The sequence below is a fragment of the Enterobacter cloacae complex sp. FDA-CDC-AR_0132 genome, from assembly GCF_003010695.1.
Taxonomy (GTDB): domain Bacteria; phylum Pseudomonadota; class Gammaproteobacteria; order Enterobacterales; family Enterobacteriaceae; genus Enterobacter; species Enterobacter ludwigii.
The window spans coordinates 4,437,422-4,461,124 of the sequence record NZ_CP027618.1 but is presented as its reverse complement, the minus strand read 5'-3'; the positions used below and the strand labels follow the sequence as shown (position 1 = coordinate 4,461,124).

23 protein-coding genes and 4 pseudogenes are annotated in these 23,703 nt (G+C 45.8%); 26 read left to right on the top strand and 1 reads right to left on the bottom strand.

All coding sequences use genetic code 11. The features are described from left to right. The first annotated feature begins 95 nt into the window (after positions 1–95). The 24 genes and pseudogenes from AM379_RS21670 to comJ all read left to right on the top strand — a co-directional run bounded on the left by AM379_RS21670 (position 96) and on the right by comJ (position 20,918). Positions 96–443: an immunity protein Tsi6 family protein gene (locus AM379_RS21670; protein ID WP_032678388.1), complete on the top strand. Its 348-nt coding sequence runs from the start codon at positions 96–98 to the stop codon at positions 441–443. Between the two features lie 16 nt (positions 444–459). Continuing rightward, positions 460–645 (top strand): annotated as a pseudogene (locus tag AM379_RS21665) (ADP-ribosylglycohydrolase family protein); the annotation flags it as partial. Positions 646–945: 300 nt separating this feature from the next. Continuing rightward, positions 946–1,326: an immunity protein Tsi6 family protein gene (locus AM379_RS21660; protein WP_106504220.1), complete on the top strand. Its 381-nt coding sequence runs from the start codon at positions 946–948 to the stop codon at positions 1,324–1,326. A gap of 32 nt (positions 1,327–1,358) precedes the next feature. After that, positions 1,359–2,462, top strand: a complete 1,104-nt coding sequence (tri1, locus tag AM379_RS21655) for an ADP-ribosylarginine hydrolase Tri1 (protein WP_080472150.1) — start codon at positions 1,359–1,361, stop codon at positions 2,460–2,462. 120 nt (positions 2,463–2,582) lie between these two features. Further along, entirely contained in the window at positions 2,583–3,032 is a 450-nt protein-coding gene (locus AM379_RS21650; RefSeq protein WP_050816912.1) for a hypothetical protein, read from the top strand. A gap of 231 nt (positions 3,033–3,263) precedes the next feature. Next, a complete protein-coding gene (locus AM379_RS21645; protein WP_032678386.1) occupies positions 3,264–3,710 on the top strand; it encodes a hypothetical protein in 447 nt (148 codons plus the stop codon). Between the two features lie 506 nt (positions 3,711–4,216). Beyond that, positions 4,217–6,139, top strand: a complete 1,923-nt coding sequence (locus AM379_RS21640) for a type VI secretion system Vgr family protein (RefSeq protein ID WP_106504219.1) — start codon at positions 4,217–4,219, stop codon at positions 6,137–6,139. Positions 6,140–6,149: 10 nt separating this feature from the next. Continuing rightward, complete coding sequence (locus AM379_RS21635) at positions 6,150–6,626, top strand: hypothetical protein (RefSeq protein WP_236900311.1); 477 nt, start codon at positions 6,150–6,152, stop codon at positions 6,624–6,626. A 75-nt stretch (positions 6,627–6,701) separates the two neighbouring features. Beyond that, a complete protein-coding gene (locus AM379_RS21630) occupies positions 6,702–7,256 on the top strand; it encodes a hypothetical protein (protein ID WP_229216804.1) in 555 nt (184 codons plus the stop codon). Positions 7,257–7,259: 3 nt separating this feature from the next. Beyond that, the gene (locus AM379_RS21625; RefSeq protein WP_106504216.1) at positions 7,260–8,342 is read left to right on the top strand and encodes a hypothetical protein; all 1,083 of its coding nucleotides are present in this window, start codon (positions 7,260–7,262) and stop codon (positions 8,340–8,342) included. A gap of 76 nt (positions 8,343–8,418) precedes the next feature. After that, positions 8,419–8,859: a DcrB-related protein gene (locus AM379_RS21620; RefSeq protein ID WP_106504215.1), complete on the top strand. Its 441-nt coding sequence runs from the start codon at positions 8,419–8,421 to the stop codon at positions 8,857–8,859. A 3-nt stretch (positions 8,860–8,862) separates the two neighbouring features. Next, positions 8,863–13,251 carry an RHS repeat-associated core domain-containing protein gene (locus tag AM379_RS21615; protein WP_106504213.1) on the top strand — a complete coding sequence of 1,463 codons (4,389 nt, stop codon included), beginning with the start codon at positions 8,863–8,865 and terminating at the stop codon, positions 13,249–13,251. Continuing rightward, complete coding sequence (locus AM379_RS21610) at positions 13,251–13,910, top strand: Imm43 family immunity protein (RefSeq protein WP_032678379.1); 660 nt, start codon at positions 13,251–13,253, stop codon at positions 13,908–13,910. Before AM379_RS21615 ends, AM379_RS21610 begins: the two co-directional genes overlap by 1 nt. 292 nt (positions 13,911–14,202) lie before the next feature. Beyond that, the gene (locus AM379_RS21605) at positions 14,203–14,601 is read left to right on the top strand and encodes a hypothetical protein (protein ID WP_236900310.1); all 399 of its coding nucleotides are present in this window, start codon (positions 14,203–14,205) and stop codon (positions 14,599–14,601) included. Between the two features lie 121 nt (positions 14,602–14,722). Beyond that, on the top strand, positions 14,723–15,172 hold the full coding sequence (locus AM379_RS21600) for a hypothetical protein (RefSeq protein WP_106504212.1): 450 nt from the start codon (positions 14,723–14,725) through the stop codon (positions 15,170–15,172). 88 nt (positions 15,173–15,260) lie between these two features. Next, positions 15,261–15,743 carry an SMI1/KNR4 family protein gene (locus tag AM379_RS21595; RefSeq protein ID WP_082209483.1) on the top strand — a complete coding sequence of 161 codons (483 nt, stop codon included), beginning with the start codon at positions 15,261–15,263 and terminating at the stop codon, positions 15,741–15,743. A gap of 365 nt (positions 15,744–16,108) precedes the next feature. Further along, a complete protein-coding gene (locus AM379_RS21590) occupies positions 16,109–16,567 on the top strand; it encodes a hypothetical protein (RefSeq protein WP_236900309.1) in 459 nt (152 codons plus the stop codon). A 16-nt stretch (positions 16,568–16,583) separates the two neighbouring features. Further along, positions 16,584–16,949 (top strand): hypothetical protein, encoded by a 366-nt coding sequence (locus tag AM379_RS21585; protein WP_072031448.1) that lies wholly within the window; start codon positions 16,584–16,586, stop codon positions 16,947–16,949. A 259-nt stretch (positions 16,950–17,208) separates the two neighbouring features. Further along, positions 17,209–17,652, top strand: a complete 444-nt coding sequence (locus tag AM379_RS21580; RefSeq protein ID WP_032678375.1) for a DUF6386 family protein — start codon at positions 17,209–17,211, stop codon at positions 17,650–17,652. Between the two features lie 161 nt (positions 17,653–17,813). After that, a pseudogene (locus tag AM379_RS21575) lies at positions 17,814–18,654 on the top strand (RHS repeat domain-containing protein); the annotation flags it as partial. 42 nt (positions 18,655–18,696) lie between these two features. Next, entirely contained in the window at positions 18,697–19,041 is a 345-nt protein-coding gene (locus AM379_RS24160; RefSeq protein WP_155964426.1) for a hypothetical protein, read from the top strand. Further along, positions 19,038–19,442 (top strand): hypothetical protein, encoded by a 405-nt coding sequence (locus AM379_RS21570; protein ID WP_032678373.1) that lies wholly within the window; start codon positions 19,038–19,040, stop codon positions 19,440–19,442. Before AM379_RS24160 ends, AM379_RS21570 begins: the two co-directional genes overlap by 4 nt. 420 nt (positions 19,443–19,862) lie before the next feature. Next, positions 19,863–20,294, top strand: coding sequence for an immunity 26/phosphotriesterase HocA family protein (locus AM379_RS21560; RefSeq protein WP_032678372.1), 432 nt, complete (start codon positions 19,863–19,865; stop codon positions 20,292–20,294). A gap of 141 nt (positions 20,295–20,435) precedes the next feature. Then, the gene (gene comJ / locus AM379_RS21555; RefSeq protein ID WP_032678371.1) at positions 20,436–20,918 is read left to right on the top strand and encodes a competence protein ComJ; all 483 of its coding nucleotides are present in this window, start codon (positions 20,436–20,438) and stop codon (positions 20,916–20,918) included. Positions 20,919–20,993: 75 nt separating this feature from the next. On the opposite strand, the pseudogene AM379_RS21550 reads toward comJ, so the two are convergent. Next, positions 20,994–21,416: pseudogene (locus AM379_RS21550) on the bottom strand (DUF933 domain-containing protein); the annotation flags it as partial. Between AM379_RS21550 and AM379_RS21545 the strand changes: the two are divergent. Together AM379_RS21545 and AM379_RS21540 are read left to right on the top strand one after the other, a co-directional pair. Further along, a pseudogene (locus AM379_RS21545) lies at positions 21,406–22,545 on the top strand (RHS repeat domain-containing protein); the annotation flags it as partial. The pseudogenes AM379_RS21550 and AM379_RS21545 overlap by 11 nt on opposite strands. Continuing rightward, positions 22,545–23,537, top strand: coding sequence for a hypothetical protein (locus tag AM379_RS21540; protein WP_106504210.1), 993 nt, complete (start codon positions 22,545–22,547; stop codon positions 23,535–23,537). The pseudogene AM379_RS21545 and the gene AM379_RS21540, both read left to right, overlap by 1 nt. Positions 23,538–23,703 lie beyond the last annotated feature (166 nt).

Sequence of the window (23,703 nt, the reverse complement as noted above, 5' to 3'; positions counted from 1 at the left end):
CCGTGCCTGGTATTTGGCTAGTTAAAAATATCCCTACCAGCCAAAAGGTAGGGGGTACAGAATTTATTAAGATAAAAATATGTCTAAGAGTGCTCATGAATAAAGAAAATTATAACGAGCTGAATTATATCAATGATGCCATTGATATAATCAATAAACGATTGGAAACAAAACCTGATTTTTCACTGTATATTATGGTGAAGTGCCAGTTGGATTATATTAAATCTGTTTTGGTTGGCGCTGAAAAAGATAAAAGTAAATTACATTCATTGAATCTTGGAGTACTTGCATCTAAAGAATTTGATACAACAGATGCCGAACTTGCTGAGCATTTATCTAATGCTAATTATATAGCTTCGCAGATGGGGAAAGGATTGAAGATCATTCTTCCTCATGAACAAGATGTGGAATATTTGAAAAGACAAAAAAGATATCGTAAGTGATAGGCAGTTTTTTTGAATTCTGCTGGCCGCCAACCTTGCCGATGAAGCTGACAGCGTTGCGGCGACGGTGGGGCAAATAGCTGGAGCATTATATGGTGATTCCGGTATTCCCCAGGATTGGAAAAATAAACTCGAGCAACACGAACGTATCGCCACAATGGCAGGTGAACTATTCGATAGAGCACTTGAGGATAATTTCTAGTAATTGTATAAATCATATGGCGCGGCTATTATAGCGTGCCATTAAGTTGAATAGAAAATGTTGTGTTGATGCGAAGTTGGATGAGAGACGAAACAACTTACTTTTTCAGTGTTGAAATATTTCGAAATATCAAGTGGACCATATTTGATGATAGTCACTCATTAATAAAGAAAGTGATTTTTTAATTTCCCCTCTTAATTTTATTATCTTCCTTTAATAAAATGTGGTGACTGATTTTATCAGGCAGAAGTGGTCGGGAATAATAGGCGCGCTCTCACTCTAATAATTTAACTCAATACAATGAATGAAATAACAGTCTTGGATTATGTTGAAAAAGCATTAAGTTTATCTCAAAAGAGATATGCTGAAGTTAGAAAAAGTAATTCCCAATCCCCGCTTTTGCAAATGTACGACTCTGCAGTACAACAATTATTATTTCTGCGGGACCTCATCGAAGGCAAGGAAAAGGATAAGGCGAAATTATGGAAGATGACGTTCGGTATGTATGCAGCGAAGGAGTTTGATAATTCGGATGAGTTGTTTTTTGAAAGGCTGTCGGATGCCTGGTTTATTGTTGATCAAATTCGCCGAGGATTAAAGGTTAGGCCCCCGCATGAGGTTGATGCCAATTATAGAATAAAACAACAAAATCTTAAAATGAAATATCCTGATGAATTTTAAGGTTGATATTAAATATATTTTATTATGGGTGAATGGTGATTAATTTACATGCTAATTTGAATGTATTGTTAAAATATGTAGATAGATATCGTAAGTACTTACCTGTTAGTAGTCTTTCAGTCCAGCAGAAAATGCAGTATAAATATAATGATAAACTATTAGAATCATCTTTTGATTGCGATGCACAAAAACAATGGTATTTAACACCATCGTGTAGTCTCTCACTAGCGGAATCAAGGGATCGCGCGATTGGTGCCCTTATTGGCCTCGCTGTTGGAGATGCCGTAGGCACTACGCTCGAATTTTTACCGCGTGACAGAGCATACGTCAAAGATATGACAGGAGGTGGGCCATTTCGACTTCGCGCAGGCGAATGGACGGATGACACATCCATGGCATTATGTCTTGCGGAAACGCTTCTTGAGAAGGGTGATGCTGATACTATATGCTTCAGGAATAAGCTTCTGGAATGGTATCAGCATGGTTATAACAGTTCAAATGGCATCTGTTTTGATATAGGTAATACAACTCGCTTTGCTTTAGAACAATATTTAACTGTTGGTCCTGGGTGGAGCGGTAATACTTCGCCAGAAACTGCAGGTAATGCTTCTATTATCAGACAAGCGCCTGTCTCAATTTTTTTTAGAAAGTCATTAAGCAAAGCGTTTTATGAGGCTAAAAAACAGAGCATCGCCACGCACGGTGCCGCGGAAGCAATAAATAGCACACAGTATTTAAGTTATTTACTTGTACATATGATTAATGGCAGCAATAAAGATTTTGTTTTTGCTCCACACGTCATGCCGCTTCAGCCACGTGTAATGATTATCAACGCGGGTGAATATAAGCAAAAAACTCGCGATCAGATTCGTTCAAGTGGTTATGTCATCGATACGCTTGAGGCCGCGATGTGGTCCGTATGGAATACGGATAATTTCAGAGATGCTATTCTGTTGGCCGCCAATCTTGCCGATGATGCTGACAGCGTTGCGGCTACGGCGGGGCAAATCGCGGGTGCGCTGTATGGTTATTCCGGTATCCCACAGGAGTGGAAAGACAAACTGGTACAACACGAACGTATCGCCAGAATGGCAGGTGAACTGTTCGACAGGGCTCCTGAAGATACTTTCTTGTAATTGTTTTCATATTTGGATAGTGAGGGTTTGAGCTGGCCGTAATTTCCGCTCAGGCAGATGGCGGGATTAATGGTTATTGCTGAGTGTGTTGCCCTTTTGACAAAAGATTAAAGAGGATAAATGGGAAATATTGTAATGCATTGGTTTTTCTTTATTTTCTTTATGATTTGGACACTAGCGCTTATCTGGAATGGAAAAGATTTTTTTAACAAGAAAAAGTGGCTCCTGGCGGGGATGATGTTGGTTCTGGTATTAGTAGCCACAGTTGTCATTGGCTTTACGTTTAAATGGCTTTCTCAGTCGATGTCATTGTTTTCCATCGCAACGGCCAAACAATATTCGATCATTTTTTCTATGTCTTTTTTGTGCGTATGGGGTTTAAAGGTCACAGTTGTGCTGCTCTGTACTGTTTTCTCGGGGATTCTGAGGGGGCACAAAAGCTACAATGTGGAAAATTATGAAAAAATATCGTCTATATCACGCATCGTCGCGCCTGGCTTACTTATCGTTGCTAAAAGCTTAATTTCCCTCGGAAGCGTCCTTATGTTTTCGGGTCTTTGGCTAAAGTAAGCACAATGATTAAGGTTGCATAACGGATACCGTTGTTTCTACTGTTATCGCAACCACGTCTCCGCTTTGCGTCATGCCCTTGACCCGATCCGGATGCGTGCATCGACCGCAGCAGGCAGCTCGGTCAACTGGTTGCGGTGATCATCCTCACGCAACCCGCCATGCGCCAATTGTTAATACTGGGGGTGTGACTGTCATAGTCGGGCGAGCGAATAAGGAGCAGCGGATTCAATGAAGTTTCTCGGGTTTATTATTTTTTCATTGGTCGCTCTTGCCTATATCTGGAATGGCAAAGATAGTTTTAACAAAAAAGAATGGGTAGTTTTTTTCGTAAAATTATCTTTTATATTAGTCGGCACTTTTATTCTGGTTTTCGTGTTGATCGGATTGCGGGAAATTTTCCCCTCGATGACAAAAGAAGATGGTGAGTTGGTACTAATCGTTATTCCGCCTTCATTTGTCACACTGTTATTGGCTAAGTTTTTCGTCGTTATGCTTTGCACAATATTTGAAGCTATAATGCGTTTTCATCAGCGATATAACACGGAGCAAAATTATTCGATTTTGTCATCACTGGCAAACAGATATAGCCCCGGATTGCTTTTGCTGGCGAAATGCCTGGCATCATTTGGATGCATTCTTATATTCTATGGTATCTGGCTAGCCTCCGCGGCCTAAGTGAAGAGACATTATAAACACTTAGAACAACTATCCGTTTCCCATAGCCTCCGCTACCAGTAACGAAGACCTTGAGGCGAATGACTGGAAATGGCTGTACACCTCAACTGACAAGGAAATACTTCATTACCAGGTGATATTTCCCATGCGTGTTAAGCCAGCAGGTTTGACTCCACCACACATTACTGAAGTCGGCTTGACGAATGAGAGGGGGTTATCCATCTCCGGAGTAACACTGTGGACGTGCTGGGGAAATTTCATCGCTGCGGAAGAAATGTGTGCTTTATACCAATGCTTTGTTTTTAGCATGGGGAAAGTATGGTGCCATGCGTAGGATGTATTTTTAATTAGTTAATTAAGTGTTCCATATTAAATGATAGGTTCCTCGACGATTTCCCCCAGGTGATTTTTCATCTGCCTGGTTACATGTAATAGTAAATGACTTTTTTTCATTTATCCGTTTTTTATTATCTTCTCCAGCATAAAACCATTACGGAATAAAGATTATGCTCAACCGAATTACCGTTCAGCTCCCGGTGGAGGGGCTTCTGTTCTGGAAACTCACAGGTCGCGAGGCGATGTCCGAGTCGTTCGCCCTGACGCTGACCCTGCTTGGCACGGATGCGCGCATTGACCGCAGCAAACTGCTGGGTCAGCCGGTCACGGTGACCATCCCGACGCAGAGCCTGCTGACGCCCCGCTATATCAATGGAAAAATCACCCGCGTGGCGGTGAGTGCCGTCGAGCTGACGGGCACCCGCTATGCGGTGTATCAGCTGACGGTGGAGCCGGACCTGTGGCCGATGAAGCGCGACCGTAACCTGCGTATCTTCCAGGGCCAGACGGTGCCGCAGATTGTGAAAACCCTGCTGGGTGAACATCAGGTTAACGTGGAGGATAAGCTCACCGGGAGCTACCGGGTGTGGGACTACTGCGTGCAGTATCAGGAGTCGAGCCTGGACTTTATCAGCCGTCTGATGGAGCTGGAGGGGATTGCATACCACTTCAGCCACGACGCCGACAAGCACACCCTGGTGCTCACCGACGCCGCCACGCAGCATCAGCCGTTCAGCGGCTATGAGGTCATTCCTTACCACCAGACGCCGTCAGGCGGCAGTACGGATGAAGAAGGCATCAGCCAGTGGGCGCTGGAGGACAGCGTGACGCCGGGGATTTACAGCCTCGATGATTATGACTTCCGCAAGCCGAACGCGTGGCTGTTCCAGGCCCAGCAGAACCCGGCGTCACCGAAGCCGGGCAGCATCGACGTGTACGACTGGCCGGGACGGTTTGTTGAGACCGGGCATGCGGAGTTCTACGCCCGTATTCGTCAGGAGCGCTGGCAGGTGGAGCACCAGCAGATTCAGGCGACGGCCACGGCCGCGGGTATTGCACCGGGACACACCTTCACCCTGACTAACGCCCCGTTCTTCAGTGATAACGGTGACTATCTGGTCACGGCGGCGGGTTACCATTTCGAGGAGAACCGCTACGCGAGCGGCGAGGGGGAAACCCTTCACCGCACTGATTTCGCGGTCATCCCGGCGGCGGTGTCATACCGTCCGGCGCAGAGCACGGCGTGGCCGCGCACCTACGGCCCGCAGACGGCAAAGGTTGTGGGACCAAATGGGGAGAGTATCTGGACGGACAAATATGGCCGCGTGAAGGTGAAATTCCACTGGGACCGTCTGGCGAAGGGGGATGACACCAGCTCCTGCTGGGTGCGCGTGTCGAGCGCCTGGGCGGGTCAGGGGTACGGCGGGGTGCAAATTCCGCGGGTCGGCGATGAGGTGGTGGTGGACTTTATCAACGGTGACCCGGACCGTCCGATTATCACCGGCCGGGTGTACAACGAAGCAAGCATGCCGCCGTGGGCGCTGCCGGCGGCGGCCACGCAGATGGGTTTTATGAGCCGCACGAAGGATGGCTCCGTGGATAATGCCAATGCCCTGCGCTTTGAGGACAAGGCGGGCGCAGAGCAGGTGTGGATCCAGGCTGAGCGCAACATGGACACCAGCATTAAGAACGATGAAACGCACAGCGTCGGTGGCGAGCGCAGCCATTATGTGAAGAAAAATGAACTGCATCGGGTGGAAGCGAATCAGATCCAGGCGGTGAAAGGCGGAACAGAGATCCTGACGGGCAAAGGCAAGCTGGATGCGGCGGTGGAGCAATATGTCATTGCTTCTGGTACGAAGCTACGGCTGGTCTCTGGTGAAAGCGCAATTGAGCTGAACGCTAACGGCAAGATTAACCTCATCGGCAAAGAGTTTAATTTCTTCGTTGAAGGAGATGGTCATATCACCACCGGCGGTAAGCTGCACCTGAATACGTCTGGCACACAACCGGGCACCACGGCGCCGGGTTCCGGGCATAAAGGGGATATTGATGCGGCGGTGCAGGAGAAATTTACGACTAAAGGTGAGTAAGGTCGTAGCAGTGCTTATTGCATTATTAACAACGGGAATGGCTGAGGGAGATTCAGAGAAAAAGGATCTCTGGGCGTTCATTTCACAAATGAGCGCCTCACTCAAAACGTTATCCGTTACGAGTCTAAATGACATGTCGTTGCATTTTAACTACATGAAAAATAATGCATATATGAACTTCTACCATGCTGATGATTTCAAGCTTTTGGAGGGTACGAGCATTACTACCATTGATTTACGAGTAAGCAAAGAAAATGATGGCATGGCTCCCTTACTGAATTTTTCACCATCAGGCCAGTGCATCACACTTCAAACCGTTAAAAAGCATTACCCACAACTGACGTTAACTGATTATCCCCGAGGCCGCTCGGAGAATGAAGTGACCAGTTATACAGCACCAAAAGATATGAATGGACAAAAAGTGAGTTTCAGTTTCACCGTAAAAAAACCTGACTGTCTGAGCTCTGTTGTTATTAGCGCTGACTAAGAAAACAGCTTCCATGACTCGCGGTTTCCCACATCGGTGAGAAGCGTAATTTAGATTGAGAAAATGACGATTAACGTGAAAAAACAGACTCCGACATATCTTTTTTTTGTTCTGATGCTTACCTGTCTGTGCAGCAGTGCGGTATTGGCTCAAGTTATACCGCCCGTTCTGACAAATCACGATTTTTCTGTGCAGATAAAAAGCCAGCCTGTCGAATTGGGTGAAAGATGGACTCCTGACGTTGCGCGCAGAATTGACGTGCCAGTGGAAGGCAGTTTTACCGGTGAGGTTCCTTTTGACGGAGCTAACTATAAATTCTTCCAGCATCAAAAGTCTGGGTTAGACATTTTCAGTTCCAATCTCTGGTGGGATAAAGCGGAACGAAGCGTTGATGATTATATCGTGTCGCAGATCACGCTGACTGCTACAGATGCCGCAACGCCGCGTGGTGTCCATGTTGGTTCAACGAGAACGGACTTGAACACAGCATACGGTGACGGTCAGGTCGCAAAGGATGCCGGAGAACAATGGATTACCTATGAGTTGGGTAAAAAGGTCCTCTCTTTTGAGATCAAAGACAGTAAAATTGTGAAGATAACAATGAATTACGACAATGGAAATCCAGAGTAATTTATGAAGAGGAAATATCTGGCAGCCGTATTGCTCACCGCTTTCTTGGCAGATGCAACTGAAACTGAAACTGCAACTGCGCTAGAGTTATCACAATACAATAAGCTCAATACGGTCAGTCGCATCGTTAACGATAGCGAAGTGACAGACCTCCTCAGAAAGACCCTGGGAAGCGATTACCAGACGTTTATCAACAATTTTGATGTATTTGGTGAACCGCATTCCACGGCTGACGGAGGATTGTTGATTGAAGGCTGGCTAAAAGATCTTTATCTGGAAAACGCCTCTGCTTTGGTTATCGAACCAGATGGCAAAATCTACGCTGCCTGGGTCGTACCCGAGTCTGACGTTATTCATTATCAGTCTTCTGAACATCGCCAGGATATTAACGGCGATATTAAAAAATGGGCTGCAAGATTTGGCACACTGCATTTTGAAACGATAAGCCAATCTGGTCCCGCATTTGGCGGAGTATGGTCAGGCGGGTACGCGAACGACTCGACGTTAACTCTGCGGTTAGCTGAATCAGGTGGCCGTATCTCCGGATCTTATTGCTATATTTCTCAAAGAGGAAACCGCATTGATTGCCCGGAAGATGATGAGCGTAATCTTAGCGGTACGATCGCGGGCAATCGTGCCAATGTTGAGTTCAACTCATCGTTTGGCGGTATAGGCGGACGGGCTGTTCTGGAAATTAAGGGGAGTGAAATGGAATGGCGTTTAGTTACTCCTCCTCAAAAAGGAAATTATTATGCTCCGCAGCGTTATACGTTACAGAAAGCTGCTTCGGCTCAGACAGTTGAAACCCGAAAACTCAATACTGAAAAGTTCGCTATTTCTCTGGTCAATAAATGCGGGCGTTTTACTAGTGAATGTGACCAGATGTATTATCTCGGCGTGCGCAAAAGTGATAATAGTACGATCTCCCTTAAGGGGAAAACGTTGCACGATCCTGCAGGTAAAATAATTGGTTCTACCTATAAGAATGGCGAGATCGCTTACACCGTGACTTACTCACCTGTGAAATTGGTCGTGAGCAAAGGCAGCCATGTGTTAGTTGAACAGTCAGGTCAGTGGCTTAAATAATGCATTCGCCAGCCAAAAGGCCAGTGTGGATTGGCCTCTTTTGTTTCTCACAATATTAATCATCCCGAGTTCACTTATGAAATACACCCTCCAGGAAGGTTCGTTTTCCCTTTTTCCTGCTGCCTGGCAGGACAACAGTATGAATATTATTCGCGATGACGAAAGCGGATTGTCCGTCGTGGTCAGCCGCGGCGGTATCCCGGACGGCAGCGACTACGAACAAGAGTTCCACCGCCAGTGGGACGTGCTGCGGCCTCAGATGGGCGAGATTGCCCAGAGCGAATTCCGCAACGCTAAAGCCGGGCCTGACGGAAACATTAACGGGCTTGAAGTTGAGACCACCTTCGACAGTAACGGACAGCGCATTTGGCAAAAACAGCTGGCCGTACAAACGCCGGGCAAGCCGGTGTTGATGATTTTTACCCTCTCGGCGCTCAGAGCATTCACCGCAGAGGATGAGGTGCGCTGGAGCGCGCTTAAGCAGAGTCTGACGCTAAACGACAACCGGAATGTGTAAGGCATGAGCGATAACAACGCGGCCCGTCAGGGCGACGAGATTATTCACTCCAGCATTTTTGCGGACATCACCAGCATTGTGGCGGAAGGTGCCGCCTATGCCGTTATCGGCGCTGCCGTGGGCGCGGCGGCAACCGTTGCTGCTCCGCTGCTGGGGGCGGGTGCCGCCGCCGCGGGCGTGGCGGCGATTGGATCCAGCTGTCTGTTAAGTGGGATCATTGGCGGCGTACTGGCAAACGTGGCAGGTATAACTGACGATATCAGCAACGCCGCCGAAGGCTTAGGCAACGCGCTGTTCCCGCCGTCACCAGCGGGCAAAATTACCACCGGGTCTGATAACGTTCTGACGAACGCGATTCCCGCTGCACGAGCGGCCGGGACGCTGACGCCCGCCGACACACCGTCACCTGAACCACAGTCTCCGGGCAGCTTTGCCGATTACGCGGGTATGCTGCTTTCCGCCGCTGGACAGTTTGGCAGCGAGATGTGGCAGCCGAGCGTGGCTTCTGCCGCCGCGGGAACCTCGCCGCTGGAAGAAGACAAGGTGGCGTGCGAAAAGCACTCCGGGCCGCAGTATCTGGCGGAAGGCTCTAAAAGCGTCTTCATTAACGGGCAGCCCGCGGTACGTGCAAAAGATCGCACCACCTGTGAAGGCACTGTCTCTGATGATGTGTCCCCGAATGTGATCATTGGCGGCGACACGCTCACGGTACGTGATATCAAGAGCGGTAAAACGCCGGGTCTGGCGCTGGGGATGATCGCGCTCTCCCTGCTGCGCGGACGTCCGGGTAAAATCCTGAAAAATATGCCCTGTGCACTGGCGGCAGCCGGCGGTGGCATGCTGGCCGATATGGCCGTTAATGCTGTGTTTGGCTCCTCGCACCCGGTACATGCTGCAACCGGCGTGAAGGTGCTGAATGATGACGATGAACTCGATTTTTCGCTGCCGGGGCGCTTCCCGCTGCGCTGGCAGCGCAGCTACAACAGCCTGACCACCCGTGAAGGGCTGTTTGGTCTGGGGTGGGCGACAACCTTTGACAGCTATCTGACGCTCGAAGAGAACAACGCGACCTGGTTCGACGAAACCGGCCGTGAGCTAAGCTTTGAGCTGCCGCCCGTCGATCGCGCGTTTTACAGCATCAGCGAAGGCATCATCATCCGCCGCAATGAGAGCGGCGACGTGGCGATTGCCGACGATGACGGCGCGGTATGGCGTCTGTATAAACCGACCCGGGCGAATCCCACCATCCTGCGTCTGGCCTCCCTCAGCGACGAATACGGTAACGCGCTGCTGACGGAGTGGGATGAACACGGCAGGCTGGTCAATCTTCACGATGAGCCACGGGCGATTGATGTCACCCTGTGCTATGAAGATGAGCGTTTCCCGCAGCGTGCCACCTCTGCCAGCCATTTTGACGGCAACCGTACCTGGCCACTGATGCAGTGGGGTTACGATGCGCGCGGCCAGCTGGCGAGCGTGACGGATGCCTCTGGCGTAGTGACGCGCGAATACCGCTATAACGACCACGGCCTGATGGTCTGGCACCGCCTGCCGGGCGGGCTGGAGAGCGAATACCGCTGGCAAAAATTCGACCACTGGCGTGTGGTGGAAAACCGCACCAGCACCGGCGACGGCTGCCGTTTTAACTATGATTTAGCCGCCGGGCTGACGACTGTCGAGCACTACGATGGCCAGACGCGTAAGCACTACTGGAACGCGCAAAATCTGATTGTCCGCTACGTTGACGAGCGCGGTGAAAACTGGTGCTACGAGTGGGATGAAAACGAACTTCTGACCCGTCGCGTCGATCCCCTCGGGAACGCCGTCACCTTCGTCTACGACGAAATGGGCAACCGGGTGCAGGAAATCGACGTCGACGGCAATACCCGCACCACCACCTGGCTGGAGCACCGCGCGCTGCCGTCAGCCATCATTGAAGCCGACGGCAGTGCGACCCGTTTCTGGTACGACGAACATCACGGGCTGAAGCGTGTGGTGGACCCGATGGGGCAGACAACACTGCTGCGCCGGGACGAGTTTGGTCAGGTCGTTGAAGAAGTTGATGCCGCGGGAAACAGTCGTTACCAGGAGTACAACGAGGCCGGGCAGGTCATTCGTGCCACAGACTGTTCAGGACGAATAACCCGCTATACCTATCATCCGCTGGGCTGGTTAACGACTGAGATCGGCGCTGACGGAGAAGAGACGCGCTATCGCTACGATGCCGCAGGGCGTCCGGTGCAACTCGATCGACCGGAAGGCTGGACAGAGTCACTTGCATGGAACGAACGCGGCCTGCCGGTGACGCATGCGGGCGCTGATGGCAAAGAAAGTGAGTTTAAATACGACGAGGCAGGACGATTAACCGCTACGCGTAACACTCAGGGTGAAGAGGTCCGTCGCCGCTGGGACAGCCGCGGGCGACTGATTGCCCTGGAAAATGAAAATGGCGAAGCCTATCAGTTCCGCTGGGGGCCCGACTCGCTGCTGCTGGAAGAGGTGGGGCTCGATGGCGTGGCCTCACAGTATCGCTATGACGCCTGCGGGCGTACGATAGCGCGCACGTTTGCCGCCGGTCATCCGGAAGCCATCACCCATGCCTTCGCCTGGAGCGCGAGTGGCCAGCTGGTTGCCCGCACCACGCCGGAAGGGCAGACCCGTTATCACTACACACCGTCAGGTTTGCTGAGTCGTATTGGACTTCATCCGGCACTTTCCGTTGACGCCTGGAGTGCAGAGGCAGAACAGGAACTTGCCTTTGAGTATGACGCCCTGGGGCGTGTCACGCGTGAAGTGGGCGAGCACGGTGAGCTGACATGGGAGTATGATGCTCTCGGCAACCGCACCTCCGTCACGCTGCCCGATGGCCGCGAGCTGAAGCAGTTTTACTACGGCATCGGGCATCTGCTCAGCATTGCTCTCGATAAGCTGTCGGTCTCCGATTTTACCCGCGATGAACTCCACCGGGAGACCAGCCGCACTCAGGGGCTGCTGACCACCCGTAGTGAGTACGACCGTCTTGGTCGACTGCATCGCCGGGATGTATTCACTGGCAATGCCCAACGTCCGTCGCCGCGCCGCTGGTCCCGCCGCTGGGATTATGACTACCGCAATAACCTGGTGCGGGAAGAGCGGGACGATAACCCGTTCAGCTGGTACCGCTGGCAGTACGACAGCGCCGGGCGTCTGCTGATTCAGGACGGCACGCTGCCCGGCCAGGAACAGTGGCGCTGGGATGCTGCCGGTAACCCGCTCGAAGGTACTGCTGAGAAGGTCACACACAACCGCCTGGCGCAGCTGAACGGCATTCGCTGGCGTTATGACATCCACGGCCGCACCGTGGAGAAGGATAACGGACAAACCCGCTGGCACTACCGCTACGACGGCGAACATCGCCTGACGGAGGTCATCAGCCAGCCCCGGGACCGCAATAAGCCGCAGACGCAGGTCAGCTTCCGCTACGATCCGCTCGGTCGCCGCATCAGCAAAACGCGCCGCCAGATGCTGGGCGGGCAGCCAACCGGCAAGCCGGTCAGCACCCGGTTTGTCTGGGAAGGGTTTCGTCTGCTGCAGGAGGTGCACGGGGATGTGCCGCTCACCTACGTCTACAGCGACCAGGACAGCTACGACCCGCTGGCGCGTATTGACGGCGTTGATGCCCCGGAGATCTTCTGGTTCCACTGCCAGCCCAACGGTACGCCGGAGCGGATGACGGATATCGAAGGGCAGGTGCGCTGGGAAGGGGTGAACAGCGCCTGGGGCAAGCTGCTACGGGAAAGCGAGACGCAGGTATCAGGATATTCTCAGAACCTGCGCATGCAGGGGCAATACCTGGACCGTGAGACGGGGCTGCACTACAATCTCTTCCGGTATTACGACCCGGACTGCGGGCGGTTTACGCAGCAGGACCCGATAGGGCTGGCGGGGGGGATAAACCTTTACCAGTATGCGCCTAATGCGCTGGGGTGGGTGGATCCGTGGGGGTTATCTAATAGTGGTATATTAGATAAAGCTATGTCTGGTAAAGTTGGAGATCGACTTTCTGCTCACCATGTTATACCCGTTGAGGTGTGGAAAGAGAACCAATCATTCTTCAATAATATTGGCATCGGTAAAGACATGAACTCTGCATTTAATGGTATTCATGTGCCAGGGAGCGCAACAGCAATGAAACAAGATGCAGGGAAAGGAATGGATGTTTTCCATAGCAGTAATCATCATAACTATAGTGACATTGTCCGTCAGCGAATTGCTCGTGTTGAGCAACGATATAATTCTGGGAGATTGGATGCTAAAGGGGCGAGGATAGCTATAAGGCGGATCCAGATTGATATGAAGAATAAAATTTGGATGGGTCATGTTCCCACAACAAAATGCAGGAGAATGAATTAATGTCCTATTATGTGATCATGAATGACTTTGAATCATCACTCATGCCAAGAAATTTACAGGGCATGGTTGATGAAAGATTACAGATCGATGAAAACTGGGAAATAGAAGGCTCTGCATTTTCCTACCCTTATCGAATAACAGACGATGAATGTCCAGAACGTATTTATTTGTTGTGCAATAAAAATGTTGGGGCTTTGAAATTTGACTATTATAAAAAAGACTTTGGGCACTTGATGGATAAGTCTTTATTTTCAATTTTAGAAAATTATAAGCACAATGTTTTTTTTGACCGAGATATAACACCAGTTTCGATCGGGAATGGTCAAGTTCTTCGGAATGATTTTAAATATGTATATTTTCCAGGCGGGGATGTTATAGATGAAGAAAAATCTATTCTTGAAGATGATAAGTTCGGAGATATCATACCTTTTAAAATCGAATTAAAGGATGATGCGCTTGAATATGATATTCTTTCGTTTAGCGACACATTATTAGGTGGTTTTATCATTATTAAACAAGAGGTTAAGGAAGTTATAGAAAGTAAAGGCTTCCGGGGTTTGAAACTTGTTCGACTGGAAAATGCTTTAGACGTTTTCTGTGAGGATTATTTCTACGAAATAGACTCAAATCGTAAGAGAAAGGGCAATAAACTACCTTAATATTGAATGGTGTCGTGCCATTACTGATTCTTTATTTTTCTTTTTTAATGGCGCGAAAAAGTTCTTTGGATGATGAGTCCATTTTTCAACTATAGATCATAGTAGTTTTACGAGTAATCAATAATGTTAACTCTTAAAGAGGAATGATGTATATAAAAAATACTATTCAAGACTTTGTTATCAAATTCAAAACGAATGATTTAAATATGGGGGAGATAGACTTTACAGCAGAAGAAAATAAAAGTTCTCTCCCTGTAAATTTAAATGGCGAAATTCGATTTTTTATAGTCATTTGATTTTAAATGACCACCCAACATTTTATGGTACTTTCTTTATACAAATTGTTGAGTCCCAAGATCTCAATGAAATATTATCAGGCTGGCGAGTTCAAAATGATACGGCCTGGCACGATGAGTATATAATCTTTGCTGAAAGAAATGGAGACGTTCTTTTTTGTGACACCCGAAATATAACATCCCCTGTTTATGGTAGTATTCAAAAACGAAACTTTATCATTTCCGGTTCCTTAGCTGACTTTTTGGATGTTTTTTGTTCTGCCATTGAGATAGAGCAAAGTAAATATGATGGTGATGGTACAGATGATGATTTTAATTTCAGAGAGGATTTTCTGAAAGATATCGATTTTATGCTTAAAAGCAAACTAAAGGATGTTGAGGCCAAAAGGGTTTAAGCAATTCTTTTTTGGTTAAGTTTTTATTTTTTAATATTAAAAATAACATTTTTTAGAGAGCTTATTTCTTCAAAAATTATTTATGGCTCATGTCAGCTTTTATATTGGTTAGGAGGTTTCTTTGCGATTCACCATCAATAAATACATGAAAATCGGTTACGATAAATTTGATGAAAAAAGAGTTACATCTTTTATAGAAAAAGGAAATGATTTTCATGATGATAAAAAATATACTGAGGCGTTAGAGCAATACCACAAAGCCTGGCAAGCTCTTCCTGAGCCGAAGCTTGAATGGGAAATTGCCAACTGGATCTGTGCATGCATATACAGCGCATATTTTGATCTGACGGATTATGCTGAGGCAAAGAAATGGGGAGAGACGACATTACGGACATGTGGATCGGATATAGACACTGCACCCTTAATCGATCTCGGCATGGTCTGTTATGAGTTGAATCAATTTGAGGAAGCGTATAAATATTTTAACGATGCTTATAACTACGGCAAAGAGCGTGCGTTTCAGGATAGACCTAGAAAATACCTTGAATTTTTTTTGCGCAAAAGAACATGAATACATCGTTATTTACCTTTTAAAGGTGGCTTGAATAAATATGTTCCATATAATTGCTTACGGAGTGTAATTACTACGTTATAATCTGATGAATAACTTCAAAAAATGTGAAAAAAAGATTGGACGTGCAGATATTTATAAAACGGAAAGTAAATTATCTATTACCCTTTCGGATGATTTCGTATTACATTATCTGCAATTTAATGGTGGCATTCCTGAGAAAAGTTGGTGGGACGGTGATGAAGGTTTTGAGCCAGTAGAGGTAGCAGGATTTAAACCGTTTGTTTATAATACTCAGACAAATCATGATCCTAGGTCTTTAATTGACGGTTGCTATATTAGCATGTTGGATAGGGAAGTGATTCCTAGGAACCTGCTTCCTTTCGCAAATGATTGGGGAGGGAATTTCTTTTGTCTGAATTTAGATAATTATTCAATTGTATATTTTGCCACAGATTCTTTTGATGAAGATTTGACTATGCAAGAGAATCATATAAAACTTCAAAGATATCTGACAAATTCATTTTCCAACTTTCTTGATGGATTGGTAACAGAAGAGAGACTCCCTTAAAGAATAATTAATAAGTTTGCGACTTATTTAATTCTGCTGCTGTGAAGTCTATTTTTATGAAATTCTGTAGCAAGCCATAAAGTTCTAGTTAAAAACTAAAAATGCAACGTATTTTTCCCTTTAATTAACAATTACCATCTTTGGTCATGAGTTTGTTATTTCTCAGAAATAGTAACTACCTTTTAGGACCAATTAGTATTCAAACGAAAAATAGGTTGAGAATGAAATAACCTCAAACCCTAAGCTTGAAATTAACAATCCACCATATGGAATTCAATGGGAACATGAATGGGGAAGAATTGTTGTACAGTCTAATGAAAAAAGCTTCGACTGTGGAATTTATATTGAATGGAATGTTTGACTAAATGAAGTTTCAATTAATAACCCCCCCCATTTGCTTATCACCTAACCTGTCTATTAATGGAGTTAAAGATTTAGATAAAATGAAAATAACAAATCGACTGAAAAAGAAGTTATTAGTCCTAGATGGCATTGACAATGATTTCATAGAGTATGGAAAGGAACTAGCATGCCCTGAATGCGAAGGTGTACTACTATATTCCATAGTAAATTCATATGGTTTTGACTCGCTCACCGAAGAGGTAAAATGGTTTCTTGTTAAGAAAATGAGAGGTGTGAAGTATCTTAGTGAAGATAATAAATATAGCTATGATGAAAGCCAATTGTATGTTTCGAAAAACACATGTCAAAACTATTTAAAAGACTTTTCAACTGTTTTTACGTATAAAGAAGTTCAGCCAGCCCGGTACCGTGTATCTCTTGTGGGGTTTTTTGAAGGTGACTTGAAACAGATCAAACAATGAAATTTTAGGTTTACCTATGATTGAAAATCTTAATTGTATTAAAGAAAATGATCTGCTTGAATGGACGCATGATGAAAGTAACACACTGATTACTTTGCCATTTTTAGACTGTGCAATGATAGATTCAACACGCCAATTAGTCTTTGCGTTAAGCGAACCAAAGCCATTACCAACCGTTTTGACAATTTTCAATGCTCGGGGCGAAAAGCTGTTGTCGTCTGCACCTCCTGAAGACGCTATTTTCTACTACTTAACATTTAATCTTTCAAAGGAAGTGGTCGTCGTCTGTAGTTATGCAGTACAACAGAATGGCTGGTATGATTGGTTTTATTCCTTTGATATGAAGCGTAACACGTTAACTCGAACTGGGCCTGCGTATTAAGATCAAATGCCCTTAAAAAAATGATAAGGCAAGCTGTTTCTGCGTGCTTTGAAAAGATGTTCGGCTCAGCTCCTGATCTAAGTAAGTAAAACGCTGATCATCTGTTAATTTAATTGTTGAAGATTCGCCTGTATAAAGAGTATAAATGCTGAATGAAACAATTAATAAAAGTGTCGGTAGTTCCTGGAAAATACAGGTAGAAAGGCGGGATTTCAGCTGGGGATGCCATCAGAGAAATAATATTTCAATAGGGGGTAAAATGAATAAATCCATTCATGTCCAGACGGATACTGCCACATTAGTTATTTATGATTTGATGTCATTAAAACATAGAATTGATAATGATGCAGATTGGTGGAGTCTTCCAGAAGTTGAAATTGAAGAAATAAATAAAGGGAATGTATTATTTCTCAATCTTGGAGAGGATGGCACCTATAAAATTCATATAAAAAATAATGTTGACGAGTATGTTGGAGCACTATTTTTAAACGTACCTTCTGGAAAGGTTTTCATTGGGGCGGGGGAGGATGTCACGGGCGGAGATCTTGAGCCTGATGACTCAGATGCTATTTCTGGTGAGTTTATTATTTTAGAACCTGGTAGTTACAAAGTTAAATTTAAAAAGCAAGGTTCAGATGTTCTAATTTCCTTTACAAAAGCAACGTTTATTGAAAACTCATTAGAAGAGGGAGTTTATCTCTGAATGAAAATCCACGCCTTGGTGTGGATTTTTTGATTCAAAAAACAAATGTTAAATAATTAGTTCATCACGTAGCCATTTTTGACAATATCATTTTTTTCCTTTTGCATGTATCTTGCTTGTTTTTTGCGCCTCGCTTACCCTTTCCCTCAATAAATTGTCAGTATACCCGCGACGAACGACTCCACCTTGAGAATCGCCGCCCCCGGGGACTGCTTACAACCCGCAGCGAGTATGACCATCTTGGTCGACTGCATCGCCGGGATGAATTCACTGTCAATGCGCAGCGTCCGTCGCCGCGCCGCTGGTCTCGCCGCTTGGATTACGATTACCGTAATAACCTGGTACGGGAAGAGCGTGACGATAACCCGTTTAGCTGGTACCGCTGGCAGTACGACAGCGCCCGGTGGTTTGCTTGTTCAGGACGGCACGCTGCCCGGACAGGAGCAGTGGCGCTGGGATGCTACCGGTAACCCGCTGGAAGGCTCTGCTGCGAAGGTTACGCACAACCTCCTGACGCAGCTGAACGGCATTCGCTGGCGCTATGACGTTCACGGCCGCACCATAGAGAAAGATAACGGCCAGACCCGCTGGCACTACCGCTACGATCCGCTCGGACGACGCATCAGCAAAACGCGACGCCAGATGCTGGGCGGACAGCCAACCGGCAAGCCGGTCAGCACCCGGTTTGTCTGGGAAGGGTTCCGCCTGCTGCAGGAAGTGCACGGGGACGTGCCGCTGACCTGTGTCTATAGCGGTCAGGACAGCTACGATCCGCTGGCGCGTATTGATGGCGTGGAAGCACCGGAAATCTTCTGGTTCCACTGTCAGCCGAACGGCACGCCGGAGCGGATGACGGATAGCGAAGGGCAGGTGCGCTGGGAAGCGGTGAACAGCGCCTGGGGCAAGCTGCTGCGTGAAAGCGAGCAGCAGGTCCCGATAGGGCTGGCGGGGGGGATAAACCTTTACCAGTATGCGCCGAATGCGCTGGGGTGGGTGGATCCGTGAGGGTTGTCGCCTTGTAAACCTGATAAACATCTACCGGATGTGGAACCAGGGCAATATAATTACCGGGGTATACATAAAGACCATCCCGAATGGGAAAATGCACTTAATGGTAAGGTGATTCCTGGGGATGTTCATTCATCAATAACTCCGGAGCAACATAACTTTGGAGGGGTATCAAGTATCAGCCCATATACTTCGTGGACAGATAGTCCCGATGTAGCAAGAAACTTTGCAGGACCTGATGGTGTTATATTAAGAGTCAAAGTTGGTGCTCCTAAGTCAGGCGATTCTTGGTCGTGGGAGTATTCTTTTGATGAATGGATGGAACGAGAAATCTTACTTAAAGGAATCCGAAGTGGCGATGTTGAGGTGTTTTTACCATGAAAAATGATAGCCTTGTTGAGTATGCGCGAGAAAAAATACCGGATGAATTTCGTTCTTATCTAAATGAAAAAAATAATATGCAATGTGCATCATTCATAAGTCATACTCAAGATGAGTTGCGAACAATGAAAGCGCATAAAGAAAATACGAAATTCACCGAATTGAAAGTAAAGGGGCTTGATGAGTTAATTATTGCTCTTGAAAACTTTGATAAAGAAAATGTTTCTGTAATTAACATCCCTACTAAGTCATATTCTTTTAAGGTTTATTCAGATGAAAAAAATAATTTTCTGCTGGGGGTTGTAATCCTTAAGTTAAAAAAGAAATCTGATGAAGATATTCGATTTGGGCGAGAGGTTCTTGGTATTGTGACTCCTCCTCCCGATATAGAAGATGATTAGGCTTTCTGGCTTTAAGTTATGTACAGACCAACCAGAATGTGCATGTGTAGCGTTCCGGTATGAATTGTATGCATGGTTGTAGGTTCTACACGACGGAAAGAATATTATCAATGTAGGACGTGGGGATGCACCAACGCGTTTGAATAGCCATGTGAATACACCGGGTAAATCTCTTTTGGAACAGTTGACCATATTTGATAATAATTCGACCAAAGCTGAAGCTAAATACTTGGAACAAAGAATTATGGATCTTAATGGTGGAGCTAAGTCAACGAATTCTTTAACAAATCTCCTCAATAAAATCAGATCGTATAGTCCTAATAACCCAAAGGCTAGCACATATGATATTGTGGGTCATAGCAGTGATTGGGGTGGAAAAGTATTGAATGATGCGTTATCAATACTGAAAGGTAATGGCTTATGAAAGTAAAATACAAACAGGGTGACATCTTTGTCATTCCATTGAGCAATGGGAAATATGCGATTTGTCATATTATTTTTGCTCCAAGCAAAAAATTTAAGCAAGCAATAGGGTTCTGCATATTATCGATACAGCAGACTGAAGAGCTTATTGATGGCGGTTCATTAACACCGCTAAGTTTTGAAAAGTTTGGTAAAGAGACGAAAGTTATCTTTACCGGCAACCAAAATATCAGCAAAGGCGTTTGGAAAATTATTGGTCACACTGATCTTACAGAAGAAAAAAAACAATTGAAAATATTTAATTATGCTGGTGTTTTATATATAGGAGAGGACGAAATCAGACGGTTATCTGTTGCCGAATACCCTAATTACACAACAATGGGGGTTTCAGGGTTTGAGCTTATCGATAATATCCTAACCAATATTTGAGCATCAGGGGAAGGGTGCTTCCCCTGTCAGATTTCGTATTGCAGCCACTCATTAACATCTTAAAAATATCACAGGTATTTTATTTTTGATGGCCTGATCTCACATTATCGGTAGAACGATAATAAAAATCGAGGTAATGTAATGAATGATAAAAAAATACAAATAGTTGATCTACTGATTTCACATGGTCAAATAGTGTTCCGATCCCGAGACTATGACGAAAAGCTGAGTCAGTGGGGAAAGGGTAATGTTTCTCAAGGTGCTGTTCTTCACAAGGATTATGTTATATTCGATCCATTACCAGAGGACGCGTTTGGAGCAAACGTCAATATCAAAATAGAGAATGCTTTCAAATTGGATGAAAATGCTCAGCGCTGTATTGTTGTACCATTTTTCATTACGGATAAACATAAGCTGCAAATCGCTTCAGCAACTGAGAAATTCGATTTAAATATAGATGTGAACGATAAAGTTTATTCACTCTTTTATGAGGTTTGTGAAGGCAATGAAATTTACTATAATTTCACTCTTGTACCGGCAAAAGAAGCTGTTGCTGCTAAGTTTTTGCTAGATGACCCTTGGGGAGGAATAAAAGACCATCCTCTCAAAGAAGGTATTTTTTAAATTTAATACTACCTAGGAAATTTATCTCGGAATAAAAATCCGCGCCTAAGCGTGGATTTTTTCATTCAAAACCAATCAAACGTTAAACAGGAAGTTCATCTCATCGCCATCTTTAACGATGTAATCTTTCCCTTCCGCACGCATCTTGCCCGCTTCTTTCGCGCCTTGCTCATCTTTGTAGGTGATGAAGTCTTCAAACGCGATAGTCTGCGCACGAATGAAGCCTTTCTCGAAGTCGGTGTGGATCTTACCGGCTGCCTGAGGCGCAGTCGCACCGACAGGGATGGTCCACGCACGCACTTCTTTTACACCAGCGGTGAAGTAGCTTTGCAGGTTCAGCAGCTCATAGCCCGCGCGGATCACGCGGTTCAGGCCCGGCTCTTCCAGACCCTGCTCGGCCATGGACTCTTCACGGTCGGCGTCGTCCATTTCAGCGGTACCGGATTCAACCGCGGCGCAAACCGCTACCACTACAGAACCTTCACTGCTCGAAGGTTCTGCTGAGAAAGTCACGCACAACTGTCTGGCGCAGCTGAACGGCATTCGCTGGCGCTATGATATCCACGGCCGCACCGTGGAGAAGGATAACGGCCAGACCCGCTGGCACTACTGCTACGACGGGGAGCATCGCCTGACGGAAGTCATCAGCCAGCCGCGGGACCGCAACAAACCGCAGACGCAGGTCAGCTTCCGCTACGATCCGCTCGGGCGACGCATCAGCAAAACGCGACGCCAGATGCTGGGCGGACAGCCAACCGGCAAGCCGAGCACCACCCGGTTTGTCTGGGAAGGTTTCCGCCTGCTGCAGGAAGTGCACGGGGACGTGCCGCTAACCTACGTCTACAGCGATCAGGACAGCTACGATCCGCTGGCGCGTATTGACGGCGTTGATGCCCCGGAGATCTTCTGGTTCCACTGCCAGCCCAACGGTACGCCGGAGCGGATGACGGATATCGAAGGGCAGGTGCGCTGGGAAGGGGTGAACAGCGCCTGGGGCAAGCTGCTGCGGGAAAGCGAGACGCAAGTATCAGGATATTCTCAGAACCTGCGGATGCAGGGGCAATACCTGGACCGTGAGACGGGGCTGCACTACAATCTCTTCCGGTATTACGACCCGGACTGCGGGCGGTTTACGCAGCAGGACCCGATAGGGCTGGCGGGAGGGATAAACCTTTACCAGTATGGTGCAAATAGTTTAACCCGAATAGACCCTCTGGGATTAAAACAAGAGGAAGTTATACGCTATATGAGTAAAGATGAAGCGATTGCATCAGCTTCTGAACGCGATGGTAAAGGCGGATTGGTTCCTAATAATCGTGGTGAAAAAGCCATATGGGTTAATCATGATAGCCGACCAGGGTTTAACCCTGGAAATGAAAAGTATCGTGCCGTTATGACCGTAAATGACTCTGGGGTTGAGCTTCTTAATCAACATAGTGATATATCAAAAGTTGATTACAAAGAAACCGGGCTGAAAGATGGAGTTCTATCAAAGAGAAATGAACCTGGAGCAAGGGGCATCGGTAAAAATATCCTTTCTCGTTTTAATGATAAAATCACTTCATTCCAGATTGAAAAGAAAGATGCTAAAGGTAATTGGAAGAAATGTGGTAAGAGGATTACTTAATGATTTTTGAAATGTATCTACATAAAATTGAACACTTCACTAATGCGAGAGCAGAGATTGAAAGTTTTGGAAATTATGTCTATGTTCAAGATGAACCAGACCTTTTTCCCGTTTATTTTAAAAAAGAAAATGGGAAGTATGCAGAGTTGAGTCGTTGGCAAACTTGCTTTCCTAAGGTTATGTTACAGCGTGCATTAAAGAAGCTAGGCCTAAGTGAAGAAGGGAAATATGCATTTGAAGTTTTTCTTTCTCGATTAGGTTATCTGTTTCAAATAGATAATCGACAGCGTATAGATAAAGATATCGTTATATTATTTTATATACATCAACTTCTTTCCTTAAAAAACAGCAAAGAAGATTACGCAATAAAAGCAAAAGACTTTTTTTTAAGGTTTTTGTGTTTTGAAATGGGCATGGATGATGACTCTTATAATTTACTATGCATTACTAATGATGGGCTCTGTATAGATACTGTTCAGCATGGCAATGTAACTGTATTATCATTGCTTGAGCAATTTTATGCACAATTTGAAAAAAAGAAAAACTTTGGAGATATTAAGGCTATAAAATACTATCAATCATCGGTATTGAATTTTTTGTTTGTTGCGAATAACGAAGATAATCACCTGTTGTTTAATGATAAAAATTGCTATCTTATCGATCCTGGCAATTTTATTAATGCATATAAAAAATCTAAAAAAATAATATATAAAGCTTTGGAGCAGTGTTTTGATAAGTATCAATCTACAAAAAATTTATTAATATCCAACTTCATTCTAATGAATTACGCTTATTATATTCTTAGAGATAATTTAGCAGATCTTAAAACATTGAGAAGACACGTTTCTTCAGATATATTTGGAAGGATAATTTCCGCTATAGTATACAGAGGTTTCTTTGTAGATGAAGAAAAAATACTGAGGTTAGTTGGTGATGAATATAAATTCGGACCTGAAGGTGAAGATCGGAAATTATTTAATTTAATATATTAGATTTAAAATGTTAATGTTCGACCACAATCGAGGGTGTTAGGATTTGAATAATGAATCCGATGTGGAACCCTCGATTCTAAAAAACCAGGTTATGGACTGTTAATAACTTTACGGTACGCATGTTGTCAATAGAACAATATGTATACCTCTTACAGTGCATTAGTGT